Here is a 17857-nt window from a genome sequence, read left to right on the forward strand (position 1 = left end):
CCACCGCACGATTGGAGCTCCCGCAGTGTCGCTGGACAAGACCTACAAGCTGGTGCCGGGGACGACCCTCTTCGACGCCGAGCAGTCCGCCAGGGGTTACCACCTCAACCAGTTCTGCATGTCGCTGATGACGGTGGACAATCGTGAGAGCTACCTCGCCGACGAGCGCGCCTACCTCGACGCGTGGCCGCTGCGGGAGGAGCAGAAGCAGGCGCTTCTCGACCGCGACCTCAACGCCGCGATGCGCGAGGGCGGCAATATCTACTTCCTCGCCAAGTGGGGTGCGGCGCTGGGACTGTCGTTCCAGCAGATGGCGGGCTCCATGACCGGCATGACCGAGCAGGAGTACCGGGACATGATGGTCGGCGGGGGCCGCTCCGTCGAGGGCAACCGGATAGACCGCGCCGTCCTGGAGGCGGCACACGCCGCCCCGGAACCGTCGGCCGAGCACGCCACGATCACCGGCGCGGTGTTCACCTCGCACGTGCCGGCGATCGGCGCGGCGATGGACCACCACAAGACCGACGAGCCCTACTGGAGGCCGGTCTTCGAGGGCTACGAGTTCTCCAAGCGGTGGGAGCGCGAGAACGTCCCCGACGTGGTCTTCCTGGTCTACAACGACCACGCCACCGCGTTCGACCTGTCGATGATCCCGACCTTCGTGCTCGGCACCGGCGCGGCCTACGACACCGCTGACGAGGGCTACGGGCCCCGGCCCGTCCCCGGCATCGAGGGCGACCCGGAGCTGGCCGCACACATCGCGCACTCGCTCATCAGGGACGACTTCGACCTCACCCTCGTCAACGAGATGGTCGTGGACCACGGCCTGACCGTACCGCTGTCGCTGATGTTCGGGGACGTCGAGAAGTGGCCGTGCAAGGTGATCCCGTTCCACGTCAACGTGGTGCAGTACCCCGTGCCCTCGGGCGCCAGGTGCTTCAAGCTCGGCCAGGCGCTGCGCAGGGCGATCGAGTCCTACGACAAGCCGTTGAAGGTCCAGGTGTGGGGCACCGGCGGTATGAGCCACCAGTTGCAGGGCCCCCGCGCCGGCCTCATCAACCGGGAGTGGGACAACGCCTTCCTGGACCGGCTGGTCGAGGATCCGGTCGCCCTGTCGCAGGTGCCGCACCTGGAGTACGTCGAGGAGGCGGGCTCGGAGGGCATCGAGCTGGTCATGTGGCTGATCGCCCGCGGGGCGATGAGCGACCTCGACGACTCCGGGCAGGTCGAGGTCAAGCACCGCTTCTACCACGTGCCGGCGTCCAACACCGCCGTCGGCCACCTGATCCTCGAGAACCACCCGCGGGCCGAGGCGCCCGCCGTTAAGGAGTGACATGACTGACGAGCAGACCGTCCGGATCGCCCTGGTCGGGGGCGGTGCCTTCGGCGCCAAGCACGCGGCCGCCCTCAAGCGGATCGAAGGCGTCGAGGTTGCCGCCGTGGTGAGCAGCACCCTCGACAGCGCCCGGAGGTTCGCGGAGGAGCAGGGCACCGGCCGCGGCGTCGCGACCTTGGAGGAGGTGCTGGCGATGGACGACATCGACGCCGTCATCCTCGCCACGCCCACGCAGATGCACGCCGCGCAGACGCTGGCCTGCCTGGAGGCGGGCAAGCACGTCCAGGTCGAGATCCCGCTGGCTTCCTCGCTCGGCGACGCCGAGGCGTGCCTGGCGGCACAGCAGCGCACCGGCCTCGTTGCGATGGTGGGGCACACGCGGCGCTTCAACCCAAGCCACCAGTGGGTGCGTCAGCAGATCCGGGCCGGGGAGTACCGCATCCAGCAGATGGATGTGCAGACCTACTTCTTCCGCCGCACCAACGTCAACGCCCTCGGTCGGCCACGCTCTTGGACCGACCACCTGCTGTGGCACCACGCCGCGCACACCGTCGACCTCTTCGCCCACCAGACCGGCTCGCCGATCGTGCAGGCCAACGCGATCCAGGGCCCGATCCACCCCGACCTCGACATCGCCATGGACATGTCGATCCAGCTGCGCGCGGAGAACGGCGCCATCTGCACCCTGTCGCTGTCGTTCAACAACGACGGGCCGCTCGGCACGGTCTTCCGCTACATCGGCGACAACGGCACCTACATCGCGCGATACGACGACCTGGCCACCGGCAAGGACGAGCCGATCGACGTGAGCGGGATCGACGTCTCGATGGACGGCATCGAACTGCAGGACCGCGAGTTCGTCGCCGCCATCCGCGAGGGCCGCGAACCGAACTCCTCCATCGCCCAGGTGATGGCCTGCTACCGGACGCTGGCCGCCCTCGAGGAACAGCTCGACGCCGCCTCGGCCTCGTGACCGAGGCGCCGAAGGCCGGCCCCGAGCCGCGCGCCGCGCCGACTCGGTCCGCGTTCGAGGCCCCGGCGATCGGCCTGGGCCGCATGAACCTCAGCCACGCCTAGGGTGCGGCGCCCACGCCGCAGGCCGCCGAGCACCTGCCGCGGACGGCCCGGGGGGAGGGCGTCCCCCCTTCGACACCGCCGCTCTCGCGTCGGAGCGACGGCCGGACTCGTCGAGTCAGGAAAGGTGCGCGCGCTCGGGCTGTCCGAGGCGTCCGCGCGGCACGGACAGCCCGAGCGTCACCCCCGTCGACACCGTCAGGCTTGCGCTGCGGGCCGCCCTGACGGCCAAGGCCGGCTGGGCCCAGGGCCTCGGCCTGGTGGTCACCGGCATCAACTCCGGTCCCAACGTCAGCGCGCAGGTGAACGACTCGGGCGCCCGTCGGCGCCGCCCTGGCCGCCGTCGAGGAGGGCGTCCCCGCCCTCGCCTTCTCCACCGTCGGCGACAACAGCGGCGTCAACTTCCCGATCACCAACTACCGGGCCACCGCCGCCGACTACGCTGCCCGCCTGGTGGCCGGCCTGCGCGTTCGCGGCCTCTCAGCACCCGCGCCGCGCTCAGGGTCGACCATGCCGGAGGCGTCGGTGACGGCTGCGGCCGGGATGCGCTCTTCGCGGCCGTCCCATATTGGTCCCTAAAAACGACCAAGGGGCTGTTTCAGATTGCTCTGAAACAGCCCCTGATCTGCGACTTCGAAAAGTCGGGACGACAGGATTTGAACCTGCGACCCCTTGACCCCCAGTCAAGTGCGCTACCAAGCTGCGCCACGTCCCGATGCCCGTTGACCTGGGGTTTTCCCGGGTTGAACGTGCAGGAGAACAATACCGCACTTCTGGAGGTGGTCGTGCACACCTCTCTTGACCGCGGCGGCGCGAGACGGTCCTTGACCTCAACCGGACTTGAGGTTGCACGATCGATGCATGACACAGACAGCAGCCGCGGACACCGGATTCCGCTACGAGGACCTGGGCGCGCTCATCGCCCTCATGACCGGGGCCGAGAAGCACGGTCCCGCCGCGACCTCCACGCTCGACGCCCTCTGGGTGCTCTACGACCGGATCCTGCGGGTCGGGCCCGGCACCGCCGAGGATCCGGGGCGGGACAGGTTCCTGCTGTCGAAGGGGCACGGGCCGATGGCCTACTACGCCGTGCTCGCCGCCAAGGGGTTCTTCCCCGTCGACTGGCTCAGCGGGTTCGGCGCGTACGACTCGCCCCTCGGGCACCACCCGGACCGCACGCTGATCCCCGGCGTGGAGATCGGCAGCGGCTCGCTCGGGCACGGGCTGCCCCTCGCCGTCGGGAGCACGCTCGGACTGCGGGCCCAGGGGCTCGCCGACGCGGACGTGTGGGTGCTGATCGGGGACGCCGAACTGGACGAGGGGAGCAACCACGAGGCGATCGCGTACGCCGGCTCGGCCGGTCTGGAGCGGTTGCACACGATCGTGATCGACAACGACTCCGCGACCCACGGCTGGCGGGGTGGCATCGCCTCGCGTTTCGAGGCGGCCGGCTGGTCGGCCGTGACGGTGGACGGCCGGGACCATGCGGCGCTGCACGCGGCGTACACCGCGCCTCATCCGGGGCGTCCGCTCGCCGTGGTCGCGCGGGTGGAGAAGAAGCGGTAGCGGAGCGAAGCAGCTCTGCGGGTTCGAACGAGTTCACACGAGTTCACACGAGTTCGAGGGGGAGACATGGACACCATGCGCGAACGGTTCGTTTCGGTCACAGCGCGGGCACTCGACGAGGATTCCCGGCTGGCCCTCGTGCTGGCCGAGATCACCATGGACGGCTTCCGGCCGGCCCAGGACCGGCATCCGGACCGGGTGATCAACGTCGGCATCCGGGAGCAGCTGCTGATCGGCGTGGGCGGCGGGCTCGCACTCACCGGGCTGCGGCCCGTCGTGCACACCTTCGCCAGCTTCCTCGTGGAGCGGCCCTTCGAGCAGGTCAAGCTCGACTTCGGGCACCAGGGCACAGGCGGTGTACTCGTCAGCGCCAGCGCGAGCTACGACTGGCCGACCGGCGGATTCACCCACATGGCGCCCGGCGACGTGGCTCTGCTGGACACCCTGGACGGCTGGACCGTGCACGTCCCGGGCCATCCGGACGAAGCCGAGGCGCTGCTGCGCCAGGCCTACGCCGCCGGGAACGACAAGGTCTACGTCCGGCTCTCCGCGCAGTCGAACACGGCGGCCCGCCCCGTCACCGGCCTGGGCTTCCAGACCGTACGCGAGGGACGTACGGGCGTCGTCGTCGCCGTCGGGCCCCTGCTCGACAACGTCCTCGACGCGACCGAGGGCATGGACGTGAGCGTGTTGTACGCGCCGACCGTGCGGCCCTTCGACGACGCGGCACTGCGCGCCGCGGTGGGGCACGGCCCGGCCGACGTGGTGCTGGTCGAGCCCTACCTCGCCGGGACCTCCACCGCCGCCGCCAACGACGCACTCGAACCTCTCCCGCACCGGGTGCTCGGTCTGGGTGTCGGCCGCGCCGAGCTGCGCCGCTACGGCACGATCGACGAGCACACGGCGGCGCACCGGCTCGACCCTGCTGCCCTGCGTGCCCGGATCGCCGCCTTCACCCCTCGGTGACCCGCCCGCTCCACCCGGGGCCGGCCAGCTCCGGGTGGGCCGCGGCCAGCCGCTTGGGGGCCGCCTGGCACCAGGAGTCGGTCAGGATCGAGCGCAGCTCCGCCGCGCCCTCGACCGCCGCCAGCCGGACCCGGAGCCACGCGTAGTTGTCGTCGTGGCCCGGCCGTATGAAGAACTTCTCCGGTTCCGCCGCGATCAGTTCGTCGCGGTCCTCCTTGGGGCACTTCACCCCGATGGAGGTGTCGTCGTCGGCGAGCGCCGCGAAGATCTTCCCGTTCTTCCCGTTCGCTCCGCCGACCCTGAAGGTCGGCATGCCCCAGGCGAGCTTCTCGCTGCTGTCCGGGAGCGACAGCGCGATCTGCCGGACGTCCTCCGCCGTCGTGGCCATCCCCCGACTCCTCTCCAGTGCGCTCCGCTCCGGTCCGCTCCGGTCCGCGCCGGACACGGTGGTGCCTCGTCTTCGACCGTAGCCCCGGGCACTGACATTCACCCGCGGGCCGTTAGGTCCTCGCGCGCGTGCACCAGTTCCACCAGCTCCGCCGCCAGCGCCTTCAGCGTCGCGAGCCCCGCCAGTCCCCACCGCCTCGGCACCACGTCCACCGCGCACACCGTCCCCAGGACGATCCCGCGCCGGTCCGTCAGCGGGGCGCCCGCGTACGAGCGCACACCGCTCTCGTCCACGACGGCGTTGCCCGCGAAGCGCGCGAAGTCCCGTACGTCCTCCAGCACCAGCGCGCGCCGCCGTACCACCACGTGCGGGCAGTACCCGTGGTCCCGGGGCAGCGTCCGCGCCGGATAGCCGCTCGACGGGGCGTCGGCCGTGTGGTGCAGGCCGGCGAAGAACTGCCGTTCCTCGCTGATGAAGTTGACACCCGTGTACGGAGCGTCGAGTGCGTCCGCGACCCGCCGTGCGAACGCGTCCAGCTCAGCGTCCACCCGCTCCCCCAGGCCCAGTTCGCGCAGTCTCAGCACGCGCGCGGGCGCCTCCCGGTCCACCGGTGTGAGCAGCAGGTGCCCGGTCGATTCGTAGTAGGTCATCGAGTCTCCCCCACATCACGTCACTCCGCGCGATTCGCGGACCTCGTGCACTTCGGGTGCTACGGGTTCTACGGGTACTTCGTGTCGAGCAAGTGGTGGACCAGGGCTGCCAGCGCCCCCGTTCCGGAGCTCGGCAGGCGGGCGTCGCAGCGCACGACGGGCACCTCCGGCCCGAGCCCCATGGCGTCCCGCACCTCGTCGGCGGCGTAGCGGTGGCCGTCGTCGAACTCGTTGACGGCGACGATGAAGCCGATCCCCCGCCGCTCGAAGAAGTCCACGGCGGGGAAGCAGTCGGCGAGGCGGCGCGTGTCGGCGAGCACCACCGCCCCCAGCGCCCCGGTGCACAACTCCTCCCAGAGGAACCAGAAGCGCTGCTGGCCCGGAGTACCGAAGAGGTAGAGCACGTGCCGCTCGTCCAGGGTGATCCGGCCGAAGTCCAGTGCCACGGTCGTGGTCGTCTTCGCCTCGACCCCGTCCAGCGGGTCGGCGGCCTCGCTCAGCCCGCTCAGCAGCTCCTCCGTGCTCAGCGGTTCGATCTCGCTCACCGCGCCGACGAAGGTGGTCTTGCCCGCCCCGAACCCGCCCGCGACCAGGATCTTCAAGGTCGCGGAGGATTCGCGGACGGCCGGATCAGAGCCGTTTGCGCAGGCCATCGAGCACCGCCCGGAGCAGGGACTGGTCGTCGTCGGCGAAGGAGCCGCCGGTCGGGAAGCACGGCGCCCGCACCGTCACGGCCCCGTGTCCCATGAGGTCGCCGAGGACGACCTTGACCACCACCGCCGGCAGCCTCAGGTGTCCGGCCACCTCGGCGACGGTGACGGCCGCCGAGCCCGCGCACAGCCTGAGCGCGAGGGCGTGTTCGGCGCCGAGCGGTGCGCGCGGGCGCACTCCGGTCGCCGTCACCAGCGACAGCAGGTCGAGGGCTACGGACGGTCGCGTCCGCCCGCCGCTCGCCGTGTACGGACGGATCACCCGGCCCGCCGAATCGTCCAGCCACGGCGCGTCACGCACTCCCCCCGGTGCCGTTGTCCCCCCGGCGCGGGCCCTCATCGCTCCACGTCGGCGGCGGGCCGCCTCGGCGGGGCCGCCAGGTACGGGCGAACGCTCTTGACCAGCATGGCCATCTCGTAGCCGAGGACGCCCGCGTCGGCCTCCCGGTCCGCCAGTACGGCCAGACAGGTGCCGGATCCGGCCGCCGAGACGAAGACGAGAGCGGTGTCGAGCTCGACCACCACCTGCCGGACCTCGGCGCCCTCCGCGAACCGGGACCCCGCGCTGCGGCCCAGCGCGTACAGCCCGGACGCCAGGGCCGCCAGGTGGTCGGCGCTGTCGGCGTCGAGTCCGTGCACACAGGTGACGAGTCCGTCGGCGGTCAGCAGGACCGCGCTGCGCGTGTACGGAACCCGCTGGACCAGGCCGCCGAGCAGCCAGTCGAGGTCCGAGAGCCTACTGGTCGTGATCGCCACTTCGCCGCCCATGGGGGTGTGCTCCTTCGCTGTCGGGTGAGAGGCCGGGGTCACGTCTGGTGCTCCGACTGGGCGAGGCCGAAGCCCCGTTGGAAGGCGGCCATCAGGCCGGGGTCGTGCACGGGCCGCTCCGCGCTTGCGGCTCCGACTGGCCGGGGTACGGGGGCCTCGCGCAGTTGGGGCGCGAGGTGTTCCTGGGCCCGCCGCCGGGGGAGTGGCGGCCGTTCTCCGCCGTCCCGGGCGGCCGGTACGGTCAGCGGCGGCGCGACCGGCGCCACCACGCTCCCGGCCGGCGCCGCGAACGCGGGCGCCGCGACCGTGACCGCCGGCTCCGGGGCCACCGGCGCCGTGACCGACAGTCCGGTGACGGCCGGTACCGCGACCAATGTCTCCCGGGCCGCCGGCGCCGTACGGGACACCGTGCCCGGTACGCCGACGTCCCGGCCCGGCGGCACCGGCGGGGCGCCGGAGGGCTCCGGCCCGGGCAGGCTCACCCGCGCCGGCTCCAGCCGTGGAGCGCCCGCCCCCTCGCCGGTCCCCCAGGAGGTGGACCGGGAGCCGCCCAGGGAGCCGGCCGCGCTCGGCGCCTCCGCCCCCAACAGCTCCTGGGGCAGGACCAGTACGGCGAGCACGCCGCCGTAGATGTTCGACTTGAGCTCGACGGCGATCCCGTGCCGGCGGGCCAGCGCCGAGACGACGAACAGGCCGATCCGCCCGTCGGCCAACAGCTGCCGGACGCTGATCTGGTCCGGGTCGCCGAGCAGGGCGTTCATCCGGTGCGCTTCCTCGGCCGGCATGCCGAGGCCCCGGTCCTCCACCTCGACCGCGATCCCGGCGGTGACCCGCTCCGCGCGCACCACGACATCGGTGCCGGGGGCGGAGAACACCGTGGCGTTCTCGACGAGTTCGGCCAGCAGGTGCACGACGTCGGCGACGGCGTGTCCGCGTACGGAGCCGCCCGCGGGGGGCACCACCTTGACCCGGGTGTACTGCTCGACCTCCGCGACCGAGGAGCGCAGTACCTCGCTCAGGTCGACCGGCCGGGTCCACTGACGGCGCGAGGCGGCTCCGCCGAGCACCGCGAGGTTCTCCGCGTGGCGCCGGATCCGAGTGGCGAGGTGGTCGACGTGGAAGAGCTCCCTGAGCAGGTCCGGGTCCTCGACCGTGTCCTCCAGGTCGTCCAGCAGCGAGATCTCGCGGTGTACGAGGGACTGGAGGCGGCGCGCGAGGTTGACGAAGACCTCGACCTTGCGGTCGCTGTCGGAGGGCGTGACGGGGGCGCCGACCCCGATCAGGGTCGCATGGGCCTGTTCGCGGGCACCGCGAAGCTCCTGGGAGAGCAGCCAGAACTCGTCCACCGCCGCCGTCTCGGGACCGAAGGGCGGTGTGTCCGGCCCGCCGCGCACGGGGCGGGCGGGCAGCTCACCGCGTTCCAGCCGGTCTGCGGTGGTGCGCAGCTCCTGGCGTCCGCGGACGCTGGAGCGGCGCAGTGCCTCGCAGCGGTCGCGCACGGTCTTTGCTGAGCGCTGGGCCCCGAGCAGGGCGGCCGCGAGGGCGGCCGCGAAGAGCAGGGAGCAACCGCTGAGCACCGGCCACAGCCGGGGGTCGCGGGAGCCCTCGCCGCCACCGAGCTGGAGCGTGAAGATGACCGCGGCGGCGCCGCTGAGCCCCGCGGCGAGCGTGGGCAGCAGCGCGGCGCGCATCAGCTGGGGCCGTATCTGCCGACTGGGACCGGTGACGGCATGTCTCGACGGGGAGTGGCGGGCGGCGCGGAGTCCGGACATCGGCGTCCTCGGTATGTGGGGCCCGGCCCCCGGGCGTCCCGGGATCCGGTGTTGATCACCGGATACCCACGCTAGACCGCACGCTCCGTCCCGGGGCGGCCAGTTGGGGAACTTCGCCCTGGTGCTTCCCGCTCCCGATGGAGCGCTCGTACGACAGCCCGAATACGCCGGGAGCGCGCACGCCCCGGCGCCTTGCCGGTTCGCGCCGCCCCCGGCCGCCCCCGCCGCCCCCGCGCCACTCACCCGCCCCACCGGCGGCGGGCCGGAGGGGCGGGGAGGGTGGGCTGCCCGGCGCGGCCCTAGGAGCCGACGGCCTCCGGCTCCTCATGGGTGACGGGTTCCGGCCGCTCGGCCGCGGCGGTCCTGGCAGCGGTCACCGGCGGCGGGGGTGAGCCCGCGGCCACGAAGGGCCGCCACCACGGTGCGCTCGGCGCGTCGGCGGCGCCCGGCTCGAACGGCTGCCCCGGCACGGGCAGGGCGATCGCCGCCCCGGCCCCCTCGGCGGCGGCGACGGTGCCCTCTCCCGGCTCGTCCCAGGGGTGCGGGGCCAGGTTGAAGGTGCCCCAGTGGATCGGCAGCATCGTGCCGCTCGGGGTACCGCCCTGCAGGTCGAGGTGGGCGCGCACGCCTTCCTCGGGCGTCATGTGGATGTCCGTCCAGAACTCCGAGTACGCCCCGATCTGGATCATCGTGGCGTCGAAGGGCCCGTGCGCCGCGCCGATCTCCTTGAAGCCGGGGAAGTAGCCGGTGTCCCCGCTGTGGTAGATCCGGTGCGTGTCGCCCGCCACGACCCAGGACGCCCACAGGGTGAACTGCTGGTTGCGCAGTCCGCGCCCGCAGAAGTGCTGGGCGGGGGTGGCGGTGAGCGCGAGTCCGGCGATCTCGGTGGTCTCGTTCCAGTCGAGCTCGCGCAGCCGGTCGGCCGGGACGCCCCAGCGCTCCAGGTGCGCGCCGACGCCCAGCGGAACGGCGAAGACCGTGTCGGTACCGGCCAGGGCCTTGATCGTCGGCAGGTCGAGATGGTCGTAGTGGTCGTGCGAGATCACCACCACGTCCACTTCGCCGAGCGCGGCCAGGGGTACGGGCACCGGGTGCAGCCGTTTGGGTCCGGCAAAGGGGAAGGGGGAGCACCGGTCGCCCCAGACGGGATCGAAGAGCACCCGGCGCCCGTCGATCTCGGCGAGCACGCTGGAGTGGCCCATCCAGGTCACCCGCAGGCCACTGGCCGGGGGCTTCGACAGCTCGGCCAGGGTCGTCGGATAGACCGGGATCGGGGCACCGGGGCTACGCCGGAGCCGCTGCTCCTTGTGGAAGTAGATCTTGGCGAACTCCGCCATGGATCCGGAGGGTCTGGTCCGGGTCCCGGCCGGGTTCTGGAAGACTCCGTCGGCGAAGTTCGGCGAACGCCGGATCCGCTCCAGCCGGGCACCGGACGGGTCCGCGCCGAAGGCTTCGGGCCGCAGCGCGCGCAGCCGTGGACGCAAGGGACGGGAGCCGGTCAAGGCGCCTCCAGTGTGGGGGGTGCGAGCAGGGCGTTCTCATGGTTACCACCATCCCAACGCGTGACAATCCCCAAGGATTCCGCTACGTGCCCGCGAACGCGCCCCGGCTCCCTCCCCGCCCGCCCCCGAACCACCTCTACAGCGGCAGCAGGTCCGGCCGCTTCGCCTCCATGTGGTCCCCGGAGGACTCCCCGCGCAGGCGCCGTCCGATCCACGGCACCAGGTGCTCGCGCGCCCACTGGATGTTGTCCCGGGTGGTGTCCACCGAGCCGCGCGGCCGCGTCGGCGGCCACGGCTGGTCCGGATCGGCCGGAGTGTCGAGGCCGAGCACCTGGGCGGCGCGCAGGGCGACCCGGGTGTGCCCCTCGGGCGAGAGGTGCAGCCGGTCGGCGTCCCAGGCCCGCCGGTCCTGTACGGATTTCAGTGACCAGAGGTCGAGTACGGGGCACTCGTACCGGTCGGCGATCGACCGGACGTGCGCGCTGAACGTCGCGATCTTGCCTCGCATGTGCTTGAGGACCGGCATGTCCCGCGTGTCGAAGCCGGTGGTGATCACGACCAGGCCGACGGATCCGGCGAGGTCGCGCACGGCCGCCTCGTACCGTTCGGCCACGTCGTCCGGATCGCTGCCGGGCCGGATGATGTCGTTGCCGCCCGCGCAGAAGGTCACCAGGTCCGGCGCGAGCTCCTTGGCCCGGGGGACCTGCTCGGCCACGATCTGGTCCAGCAGCCGGCCGCGTACGGCCAGGTTCGCGTAGCGCAATCCGCCGGACTCGCCGGACTCGCCCGCCTCTTCGTGCGCCTCGCGCTCGTCGGCCAGCAGGACGGCCAGCCGGTCCGCCCAGCCGAGGAACGCACCCCCGGGTCCCGGGTCCCCCACGCCCTCGGTGAAACTGTCCCCGAGCGCCGCGTACGAGCCAATGGTCTTGGTCTTGGATGTCGTCGTCGCTGCCACGGGAACCCATACTTCACCGCGGATCATGACCTACGCGACCGTAGCCAGGGGTTCACGGACCGTGATCTTCACCACCCGCCGGGCGGGGAATAACGTGGGTGGGGCCGCGACCCCCCTCCGGTCCCGGCCCCACGGCTCAGACGAGCAGCCGGGTCTCGGCGCTCGGTAGTTTGCTCCACCAGTGGCCGTACCGCCGGTAGACCTCCGGTTCGCGGTCGGCGAGGAAGGCCGTCAGCGAACGGGCCTCGCCGGCGAGCTCCTCCCAGACCTCGTCCGGCAGGGGGTGGAAGGCGGTCGCCTCGATCCCGGCCCCGGCAGGCCGCCACACCCCGGCCACCTGGCCGTCGACCAGCAGGGTCGCCAGCGTGTCGCCGTTCATCCGGGCGACGAGCCTGCGGTACTGCGGCGGGACCACGCGGCTCCGGTCGGCGTAGGCGAGCAGGACGCTGTCCCACATGGCCATCAGCCGGGGCGGGGCCGGTGTTTCCTCCGGCGGGCGCGGTGCTCCCTGGACGTCGAACAGCTCCTCGCCGTCCGGCCCCGTCAGCCTCTCGAGCTTCCCGGCGAGCTCCAGTGCCCGCAGCGCCTCGCGGATCCTGGCCCGCTGGACCATGGAGAACTGGGCCGCGTCCGCCACCGAGGCCGGCCCGAACCCCTCCAGGTAGCGCAGGACCAGCGTCCTGAGGGACTCCTGCGACACCTCCGGGTCGGCCGGTACCGTCCGCGGCCGGTTCGGCGGCGCGACGTAGGACGGACGCTCGCCGAACGACCACGGCGCCGCGGTCGGCGCGTGCAGCAGCGGCGCGTACTGCCGCAGCCCCCACCATGCTCCGGGCTGCGGCGCCGCTCCCAGCCGGTGTCCGAGCCAGGCCTCGCACTCCGCGGTCGTACGGGGCCGGTCGGCGAAGTCCAGCAGCTCCGGCACGAGGACGTCGGCGTCCTCGGCCGTCAACCCCGACACCGTGAAACGGGTCCCGAGCCGGGCGGCCCGTACGGACGGCTGGACGGCCTCCCGGAAGGGCCGGTAGTCCTGCGCGTGCACGGCGTGCAGGGTGAGCCGCATCAGCGTCGACTTGACGACCTCCCGGCCCGCGAAGGCGGCGTCGAGGCCGGCGGGGTCGAAGCCGGCGATCCGGTTCCACAGGGCGACGTAGGGCGAGGCCGCGTGCTGCGCCTGGAGGGCGACCACCCGGCGGACAGCGTCACCGACGCCCAAGGCCTCGCGCCGCAGCAGCAACTGCCGCGCGAGGGTTGAGCGGTTGAGCTCCTTTGCGGTGATCTTCATGCCGCGACCGTCCCGTCCCCTGTCGAAACGTGCAGCCTAACCCGCACGTCCGACACTGCCTCAGATGCTGACGCCCTTGGACCGGAGGTAGGCCAGCGGGTCGATGTCCGAGCCGTACGAGGGCCCGGTCCGGATCTCGAAGTGCAGGTGCGGGCCGGTCACGTTGCCCGTGGCGCCGGAGAGGCCGAGGCTCTGCCCGGCGGTGACGCTCTGGCCCGTGGAGACCGAGAGCTGGGAGAAGTGCGCGTACTGGCTGTACTTGCCGTCGGCGTGCCGGATGACGACCTCGTTGCCGTACGCGCCGCCCCAGCCGGCGGAGACCACGGTGCCGGCGCCGACCGCCCTGACGGTGGTGCCGGTGCTCGCGGAGAAGTCCACACCGGTGTGGTAGCCGCTGGACCACATGGAACCGGCGAGCTTGTAGGCGGTGGAGGTGCCGCCGCCGACCGGGGCGACGAAGCCGGACGACGTGGCGGTGTTCTGCTGCTTGGCGGGCGCCTTGGGGGCGCGCGCGGCCGGAGCGGCGGCCTCGTCATCCGAGGAATCGGCGGAGTCCCCGGAATCCGACGAATCGCCGGAAGAGGAAGAATCGGAGGAAGCGGACTTCTTGGCGGACTTCGGCGCCTCGGCCGGCGCGGACTCCGCGGCCGCGGCGGGGGCCGAACCCCGCGCGTCGAGCGTCAGCTTCAGGCCCGGGTGGATCAGCGACGGGTCGGAGCCGACGGCCTCGCGGTTGTCCGCGTAGAGCCGCTCCCAGCCGCCGGTGAGGTGCTGTCGCTCGGCGATCTTGGAGAGGTAGTCGCCCGGCACCACGGTGTAGGTGGCGGGGGCGCCCTGCGTGGCGGCGGGCGCGGCCTGGAGCGCGGCCGGGACCTGGGCGGCCACGGTCCGCGGAGCCTGGACCGGAGCGGCGGCGGGTGCGGCGGCCGGGACACCGGCCGCGTGGGCGCCGGTGGCGCCGAGCAGCGGGAGCGCGAGGGCCGCGCCGCCGGTGCCGGCGGCGGCGAATCCGCGGGATATCGAGCGGGACTTGGGACGGCGGTGCTTACCCGTTCCGGACATGGCGAATTCCTCTCCGACGCCTGCGAGGTGAGCTGTCGGGTTCGGACTGGAGATGTCCGGCGGTGCGTGTGCCGGTGAACTGCACATGCACGGCTTCACCCCGAGCTGTCCCGTTGTAAAGATCCCGAAGGAACTCCGGAACAGCGGCTTACCTGGTTCCCCCGCTCCTGCCGCGCGCGTGAATAGTCGGGTGCGGTTTCCGGACGGCGGCAGGATTAGGCGGTCCATCCGGATCGATCGCGAAGGTAATCGAGCCCGGCCGCACCGAACAAGTCCCGAATTCCCCGATGGATTCGAAGGGATGATGGACCGACGGAATTCCGGTCACCCTCCGTCCATTCCCCGCCCCCAACAGCCGCCCCGCCAGGGGAATTCGCCATTGTCGATCAGGCACTCACGGTCACCGTATGATCTGCCTCACGGGGTGATGCCCGATCTCGCCTCTCGCTATGGCAAGTTACCTAGAAGTAGCGTAATTCGGACACGAGCAACGACGACCGCACGGACGACACGGAGGACTCCCTGTGACCCAGCAGATACCCCAGAGCCCGTTCACGGAACCGGCGCTGACCGGCGTACGCAACTTCCGCGACGTGGGCGGGTTGCCGACCACGGACGGCCGAAGGGTCAAGTCAGGACGACTGTTCCGAAGCGGACATCTGGCGCATGCCACCGAAAGCGACGCAGAATTCCTCGGGTCGCTCGGGCTGCACACCGTCTTCGACTTCCGCAACGGCGCCGACCACACGCTGGAGGGCCAGGACGTGGAGCTGCCCGGCGTGCGCAACGTCGGCATTCCGCTGTCGGATCCGGCCGACGGCCGGGAGTTCTGGAAGATGGTCCGCGACGGGGACGTGGCGCAGCTCCGCGGGATCCTGGGCGACGGCAAGGGCGCCGCACGGATGTCCCGTTCGTACCGGGAGATGATCCGGACCCGTACCGCCGAGCACAGCCGGGTCGTGCACGCGCTCGCCGAGGACAGCGTCCCGGCCCTCATGCACTGCGCCGCCGGGAAGGACCGGGCCGGCGTGTCGATCGCCGTCACCCTGCTCGCGCTGGGCGTCGAGCGGGAGGCGATCATCGCGGACTACCTGGAGTCGAACGCCCCGCACAACCGCTACCGGGTCCGCCGGGGCACCGACACGCCCGAGGAGCGCGCCCCCGAGGTGGCGGAGCTGCTCGCCCCGCTCTTCGACGCCCGCGCCCCGTACCTGTCGGCGGCCCTCGAAACCATCGACGAGGAGTGGGGCGGTGTGGATCGCTACCTCGCCGAGGGCCTCGGGCTCGCCCCCGAGACCCTCGGCCGGCTCCGCGACCGGCTCCTGGACTGACGCCCACGAGGCGGGCCGCCGCCTGCCGGGCCGGCCGCCCCGCCGCCACCGCTCAGCGGTTGGCGACGGCCTGCCTCACCAGCGTCCTGCCGAAGTCCCACATGAGCGAGCCGCCGTGCGCCTCGTCCATGACCGCGCGGAAGGCGCCGACGAACCGGTCGACGTCCGCCTCGTCCACGATCAGCGGCGGGATCAGCTTGATCACTTCCAGGTGGTCGCCGGAGACCTGCGTGAGGATCCGGTGCTTCTGCAGCAGCGGCACCACGACCATCTGCGCGAACAGCCCCTTGCGCGCCGCCTGCAGCATGCTCCAGCGGCTCCGCAGCCCCAGCGAGGACGGCCGGCCGAACTCGATGCCGATCATCAGCCCGCGGCCCCGTACCTCGTGGAGCAGTTCGTACTCGTCCACGAGCGCGGCGAGCCGCCCGCGCAGCAGGTCGCCCGTCGCGCGGGCGTTGACCATTACCCCTTCGTCCTCCATGACGGAGAGGACCGCGAGCCCGGCCGCCATCGCCTGGGCGTTGGAGCCGAAGCTCGCGGAGTGGACGAGGACCCGGTCCATGGAGGAGTAGACCTTCTTGAAGATCCAGTCCTTGCCCAGGGTCGCGCCGACGGGCACGTACCCCCCGGAGAGGGCCTTGGCCACGCACACCAGGTCCGGTTCGACTCCGGCCTCGTGCTGGTAGGCGTAGAAGTCGCCGGTACGTCCGAGGCCGGTCTGCACCTCGTCCGCGATCAGCAGTGCTCCCCGCCGGTGCAGCAGTTCCTGCGCGGCGAGCAGGAACCCGGGCGGGGCGGCGAGCACCCCCTTGCCCTGGATCGGCTCCACGACGAAGGCCGCCACGTCGCCCTTCTTCAGCTCCCGCTCCAGCGCGGCCAGGTCGCCGAGGGCGATCCGGGTGTCCGGCAGCAGCGGCGCGAAGCCCTCGCGGAACCCGCTCTCGCCGTTGACCGAGAGCGAGCCCGTGGTGAGCCCGTGGAAGGCGTGGTCGCAGTAGAGGACCCTGGGCCGCCCGGTGGCGTACCGGGCGAACTTCAGGGCCGTCTCCACGGCCTCGGTGCCGCTGTTGCCGAAGAAGACCCGGTCCAGGTGCGGGCTGTGGGCGAGCAGCTTCTCGGCCAGCAGCCCTGGCAGCGGCTGGCAGTCGAAGCGGGTGAGGTCGGCGAGCTGGGCGTCGAGCACGTCATGCAGGGCCTGTTTGACCACCGGGTGGTGGCGGCCCAGGCCCATCACTCCGAAGCCGGCCAGCATGTCGAGGTAGTCGTTGCCCTCGGCATCCCAGAAGTGGGCTCCCTCGGCCCGCTCGTAGACCTTGTCGAAGCCGATGGTGTGCAGCATCCGGGGCAGCTGGTGGTTGAGGTGGCGGGCGTGCAGTTCGTACCGCTCGCCACCCCGCTCGGCCAGCAGGGCGCCGAGGTCGAAACCCCGGCCGCCCTCCCCCGCCCGGCCCGCGCTCATGCCGACTTGCCCCGGTTCCCGCCCACGGTCTCGCGGGCCGCCCGCAGCGACTCCTTCAGCGAACCCATGGTGGCCAGGACGGCCGTGGGCTCGTACCCGCAGTGCGCCATGCAGTTCGCGCAGCGCGGGTCCTTCCCGCGGCCGTACTTGCTCCAGTCGGTGTCCTCGATCAGTTCCCGGTACGTGGGCACGTACCCGTCGCTCATCAGGTAGCAGGGGCGCTGCCAGCCGAAGAGCGAATAGTTCGGAATGGCCCAGGCGGTGCAGGGGAAATCGGCTTTTCCTTCCAGGAAGTCCAGGAAGAGCGGGGAGTGGTTGAGCCGCCAGCGCCCCCGGTTGCCGCCCGCGAACGCCTTCTTGAAGAGTGCGCGGGTCTGTTCGACGCCGAGGAAGTGCTCCTGGTCGGGGGCCTTCTCGTAGGCGTAGGCCGGCGAGATCATCATCTCGTCCACCTGGAGATCGTCATTGAGGTAGTTGAGCACCTCGATGATGGTCTGCGGGGTGTCGGTGTTGAAGAAGGTGGAGTTGGTGGTCACCCGGAATCCACGCCGCTTCGCCTCCTTGATGGCCGCGACCGCCTCGTCGAAGACTCCTTCCTTCGCCACCGACTCGTCGTGGCGCTCGCGCAGTCCGTCGATGTGCACGGCGAAGGCGAAGTAGGGGGAGGGCGTGAACTTCTCGATCTTCTTGCGGAGCAGCATGGCGTTGGTGCAGAGGAATACGTACTTCCGCTTGGCCACCAACTGGCGCACGATCTCGTCGATCTGCGGGTGCATCAAGGGCTCACCGCCCGCGATGGACACCATCGGCGCACCGGACTCCAGCACGGCGCCCACCGCCTGGGCCACGGGCATGCGCTGCTTGAGCACCCCGGCCGGGTGCTGGATCTTCCCGCACCCCTCACAGGCCAGGTTGCACGCGTAGAGCGGTTCCAGCTCGACGATCAGCGGGAACTTCTCGCGCTTGCGGAGCTTCTGTTCGAGCAGGTACGTCCCGACCCTGATCGTCTGTCGCAGTGGCATGGCCATCTGGC

At 71.7% G+C, this 17857-nt stretch carries 17 protein-coding genes, 1 tRNA gene, 1 pseudogene and 1 riboswitch; of the genes and pseudogenes, 6 read left to right on the forward strand and 13 right to left on the reverse strand.

Annotated elements, in window-relative coordinates:
- The first annotated feature begins 25 nt into the window (after positions 1 to 25).
- The 3 genes and pseudogenes from ligA to OTB20_RS42915 all read left to right on the forward strand — a co-directional run.
- A complete protein-coding gene (ligA, locus tag OTB20_RS31350) occupies positions 26 to 1333 on the forward strand; it encodes a protocatechuate 4,5-dioxygenase subunit alpha (RefSeq protein WP_267822685.1) in 1308 nt (435 codons plus the stop codon).
- Between the two features lies 1 nt (position 1334).
- Positions 1335 to 2309, forward strand: coding sequence for a Gfo/Idh/MocA family oxidoreductase (locus OTB20_RS31355; protein ID WP_267822687.1), 975 nt, complete (start codon positions 1335 to 1337; stop codon positions 2307 to 2309).
- 289 nt (positions 2310 to 2598) lie between these two features.
- Positions 2599 to 2715 (forward strand): annotated as a pseudogene (locus tag OTB20_RS42915) (hypothetical protein); the annotation flags it as partial.
- Between the two features lie 336 nt (positions 2716 to 3051).
- On the opposite strand, the gene OTB20_RS31360 reads toward OTB20_RS42915, so the two are convergent.
- Positions 3052 to 3125, reverse strand: a tRNA-Pro gene (locus OTB20_RS31360).
- A gap of 146 nt (positions 3126 to 3271) precedes the next feature.
- On the opposite strand from OTB20_RS31360, the gene OTB20_RS31365 reads away from it, so the two are divergent.
- Positions 3272 to 3976, forward strand: a complete 705-nt coding sequence (locus OTB20_RS31365) for a transketolase (RefSeq protein WP_267822689.1) — start codon at positions 3272 to 3274, stop codon at positions 3974 to 3976.
- 66 nt (positions 3977 to 4042) lie between these two features.
- The gene (locus OTB20_RS31370) at positions 4043 to 4942 is read left to right on the forward strand and encodes a transketolase family protein (RefSeq protein WP_267822691.1); all 900 of its coding nucleotides are present in this window, start codon (positions 4043 to 4045) and stop codon (positions 4940 to 4942) included.
- Here the strand turns inward: OTB20_RS31370 and OTB20_RS31375 are convergent.
- The 10 genes from OTB20_RS31375 to OTB20_RS31420 all read right to left on the reverse strand — a co-directional run bounded on the left by OTB20_RS31375 (position 4929) and on the right by OTB20_RS31420 (position 14034).
- Positions 4929 to 5330, reverse strand: coding sequence for an MmcQ/YjbR family DNA-binding protein (locus OTB20_RS31375; protein ID WP_267822693.1), 402 nt, complete (start codon positions 5328 to 5330; stop codon positions 4929 to 4931). The genes OTB20_RS31370 and OTB20_RS31375 overlap by 14 nt on opposite strands.
- Before the next feature lie 98 nt (positions 5331 to 5428).
- Positions 5429 to 5980, reverse strand: a complete 552-nt coding sequence (locus OTB20_RS31380; RefSeq protein WP_267822695.1) for a GAF domain-containing protein — start codon at positions 5978 to 5980, stop codon at positions 5429 to 5431.
- A gap of 68 nt (positions 5981 to 6048) precedes the next feature.
- A complete protein-coding gene (locus tag OTB20_RS31385; protein ID WP_267822697.1) occupies positions 6049 to 6633 on the reverse strand; it encodes a GTP-binding protein in 585 nt (194 codons plus the stop codon).
- Positions 6611 to 7030, reverse strand: a complete 420-nt coding sequence (locus OTB20_RS31390; RefSeq protein WP_420716522.1) for a DUF742 domain-containing protein — start codon at positions 7028 to 7030, stop codon at positions 6611 to 6613. The genes OTB20_RS31385 and OTB20_RS31390 overlap by 23 nt, the downstream gene beginning before the upstream one ends.
- A complete protein-coding gene (locus OTB20_RS31395) occupies positions 7027 to 7458 on the reverse strand; it encodes a roadblock/LC7 domain-containing protein (RefSeq protein WP_267822700.1) in 432 nt (143 codons plus the stop codon). The genes OTB20_RS31390 and OTB20_RS31395 overlap by 4 nt, the downstream gene beginning before the upstream one ends.
- A 38-nt stretch (positions 7459 to 7496) precedes the next feature.
- Positions 7497 to 9230, reverse strand: coding sequence for an ATP-binding protein (locus tag OTB20_RS31400; protein ID WP_267822701.1), 1734 nt, complete (start codon positions 9228 to 9230; stop codon positions 7497 to 7499).
- A gap of 299 nt (positions 9231 to 9529) precedes the next feature.
- Positions 9530 to 10732, reverse strand: coding sequence for an MBL fold metallo-hydrolase (locus OTB20_RS31405; protein WP_267822703.1), 1203 nt, complete (start codon positions 10730 to 10732; stop codon positions 9530 to 9532).
- A 136-nt stretch (positions 10733 to 10868) separates the two neighbouring features.
- The gene (locus OTB20_RS31410; protein WP_420716523.1) at positions 10869 to 11714 is read right to left on the reverse strand and encodes an SGNH/GDSL hydrolase family protein; all 846 of its coding nucleotides are present in this window, start codon (positions 11712 to 11714) and stop codon (positions 10869 to 10871) included.
- 109 nt (positions 11715 to 11823) lie between these two features.
- Positions 11824 to 12972, reverse strand: coding sequence for a winged helix DNA-binding domain-containing protein (locus OTB20_RS31415; RefSeq protein ID WP_267822707.1), 1149 nt, complete (start codon positions 12970 to 12972; stop codon positions 11824 to 11826).
- A gap of 60 nt (positions 12973 to 13032) precedes the next feature.
- Complete coding sequence (locus OTB20_RS31420; RefSeq protein ID WP_267822709.1) at positions 13033 to 14034, reverse strand: M23 family metallopeptidase; 1002 nt, start codon at positions 14032 to 14034, stop codon at positions 13033 to 13035.
- Positions 14035 to 14038: 4 nt separating this feature from the next.
- Positions 14039 to 14233, reverse strand: a riboswitch (cyclic di-AMP (ydaO/yuaA leader).
- A gap of 325 nt (positions 14234 to 14558) precedes the next feature.
- On the opposite strand from OTB20_RS31420, the gene OTB20_RS31425 reads away from it, so the two are divergent.
- Positions 14559 to 15365: a tyrosine-protein phosphatase gene (locus tag OTB20_RS31425; RefSeq protein ID WP_267822711.1), complete on the forward strand. Its 807-nt coding sequence runs from the start codon at positions 14559 to 14561 to the stop codon at positions 15363 to 15365.
- A gap of 52 nt (positions 15366 to 15417) precedes the next feature.
- On the opposite strand, the gene OTB20_RS31430 is transcribed toward OTB20_RS31425, so the two are convergent.
- Together OTB20_RS31430 and hpnH are read right to left on the reverse strand one after the other, a co-directional pair.
- A complete protein-coding gene (locus OTB20_RS31430) occupies positions 15418 to 16824 on the reverse strand; it encodes an aspartate aminotransferase family protein (protein ID WP_267822713.1) in 1407 nt (468 codons plus the stop codon).
- The gene (gene hpnH / locus OTB20_RS31435) at positions 16821 to 17852 is read right to left on the reverse strand and encodes an adenosyl-hopene transferase HpnH (RefSeq protein WP_267822715.1); all 1032 of its coding nucleotides are present in this window, start codon (positions 17850 to 17852) and stop codon (positions 16821 to 16823) included. The genes OTB20_RS31430 and hpnH overlap by 4 nt, the downstream gene beginning before the upstream one ends.
- Positions 17853 to 17857: the final 5 nt, after the last annotated feature.

Source organism: Streptomyces sp. H27-H1, assembly GCF_026627445.1.
Classification (GTDB): domain Bacteria; phylum Actinomycetota; class Actinomycetes; order Streptomycetales; family Streptomycetaceae; genus Streptomyces.

Bases quoted from the DNA above. Each gene is read 5' to 3' on its own strand.
- OTB20_RS31415 (WP_267822707.1), bottom strand. From the start codon at position 12,972: ATGAAGATCACCGCAAAGGAGCTCAACCGCTCAACCCTCGCGCGGCAG.
- OTB20_RS31365 (WP_267822689.1), top strand. From the start codon at position 3,272: ATGACACAGACAGCAGCCGCGGACACCGGATTCCGCTACGAGGACCTG.
- OTB20_RS31375 (WP_267822693.1), bottom strand. From the start codon at position 5,330: ATGGCCACGACGGCGGAGGACGTCCGGCAGATCGCGCTGTCGCTCCCG.
- OTB20_RS31355 (WP_267822687.1), top strand. From the start codon at position 1,335: ATGACTGACGAGCAGACCGTCCGGATCGCCCTGGTCGGGGGCGGTGCC.
- OTB20_RS31380 (WP_267822695.1), bottom strand. From the start codon at position 5,980: ATGACCTACTACGAATCGACCGGGCACCTGCTGCTCACACCGGTGGAC.
- hpnH (WP_267822715.1), bottom strand. From the start codon at position 17,852: ATGGCCATGCCACTGCGACAGACGATCAGGGTCGGGACGTACCTGCTC.
- OTB20_RS31400 (WP_267822701.1), bottom strand. From the start codon at position 9,230: ATGTCCGGACTCCGCGCCGCCCGCCACTCCCCGTCGAGACATGCCGTC.
- OTB20_RS31385 (WP_267822697.1), bottom strand. From the start codon at position 6,633: ATGGCCTGCGCAAACGGCTCTGATCCGGCCGTCCGCGAATCCTCCGCG.
- OTB20_RS31430 (WP_267822713.1), bottom strand. From the start codon at position 16,824: ATGAGCGCGGGCCGGGCGGGGGAGGGCGGCCGGGGTTTCGACCTCGGC.
- OTB20_RS31395 (WP_267822700.1), bottom strand. From the start codon at position 7,458: ATGGGCGGCGAAGTGGCGATCACGACCAGTAGGCTCTCGGACCTCGAC.
- OTB20_RS31410 (WP_420716523.1), bottom strand. From the start codon at position 11,714: ATGATCCGCGGTGAAGTATGGGTTCCCGTGGCAGCGACGACGACATCC.
- OTB20_RS31370 (WP_267822691.1), top strand. From the start codon at position 4,043: ATGGACACCATGCGCGAACGGTTCGTTTCGGTCACAGCGCGGGCACTC.
- OTB20_RS31390 (WP_420716522.1), bottom strand. From the start codon at position 7,030: ATGAGGGCCCGCGCCGGGGGGACAACGGCACCGGGGGGAGTGCGTGAC.
- OTB20_RS31420 (WP_267822709.1), bottom strand. From the start codon at position 14,034: ATGTCCGGAACGGGTAAGCACCGCCGTCCCAAGTCCCGCTCGATATCC.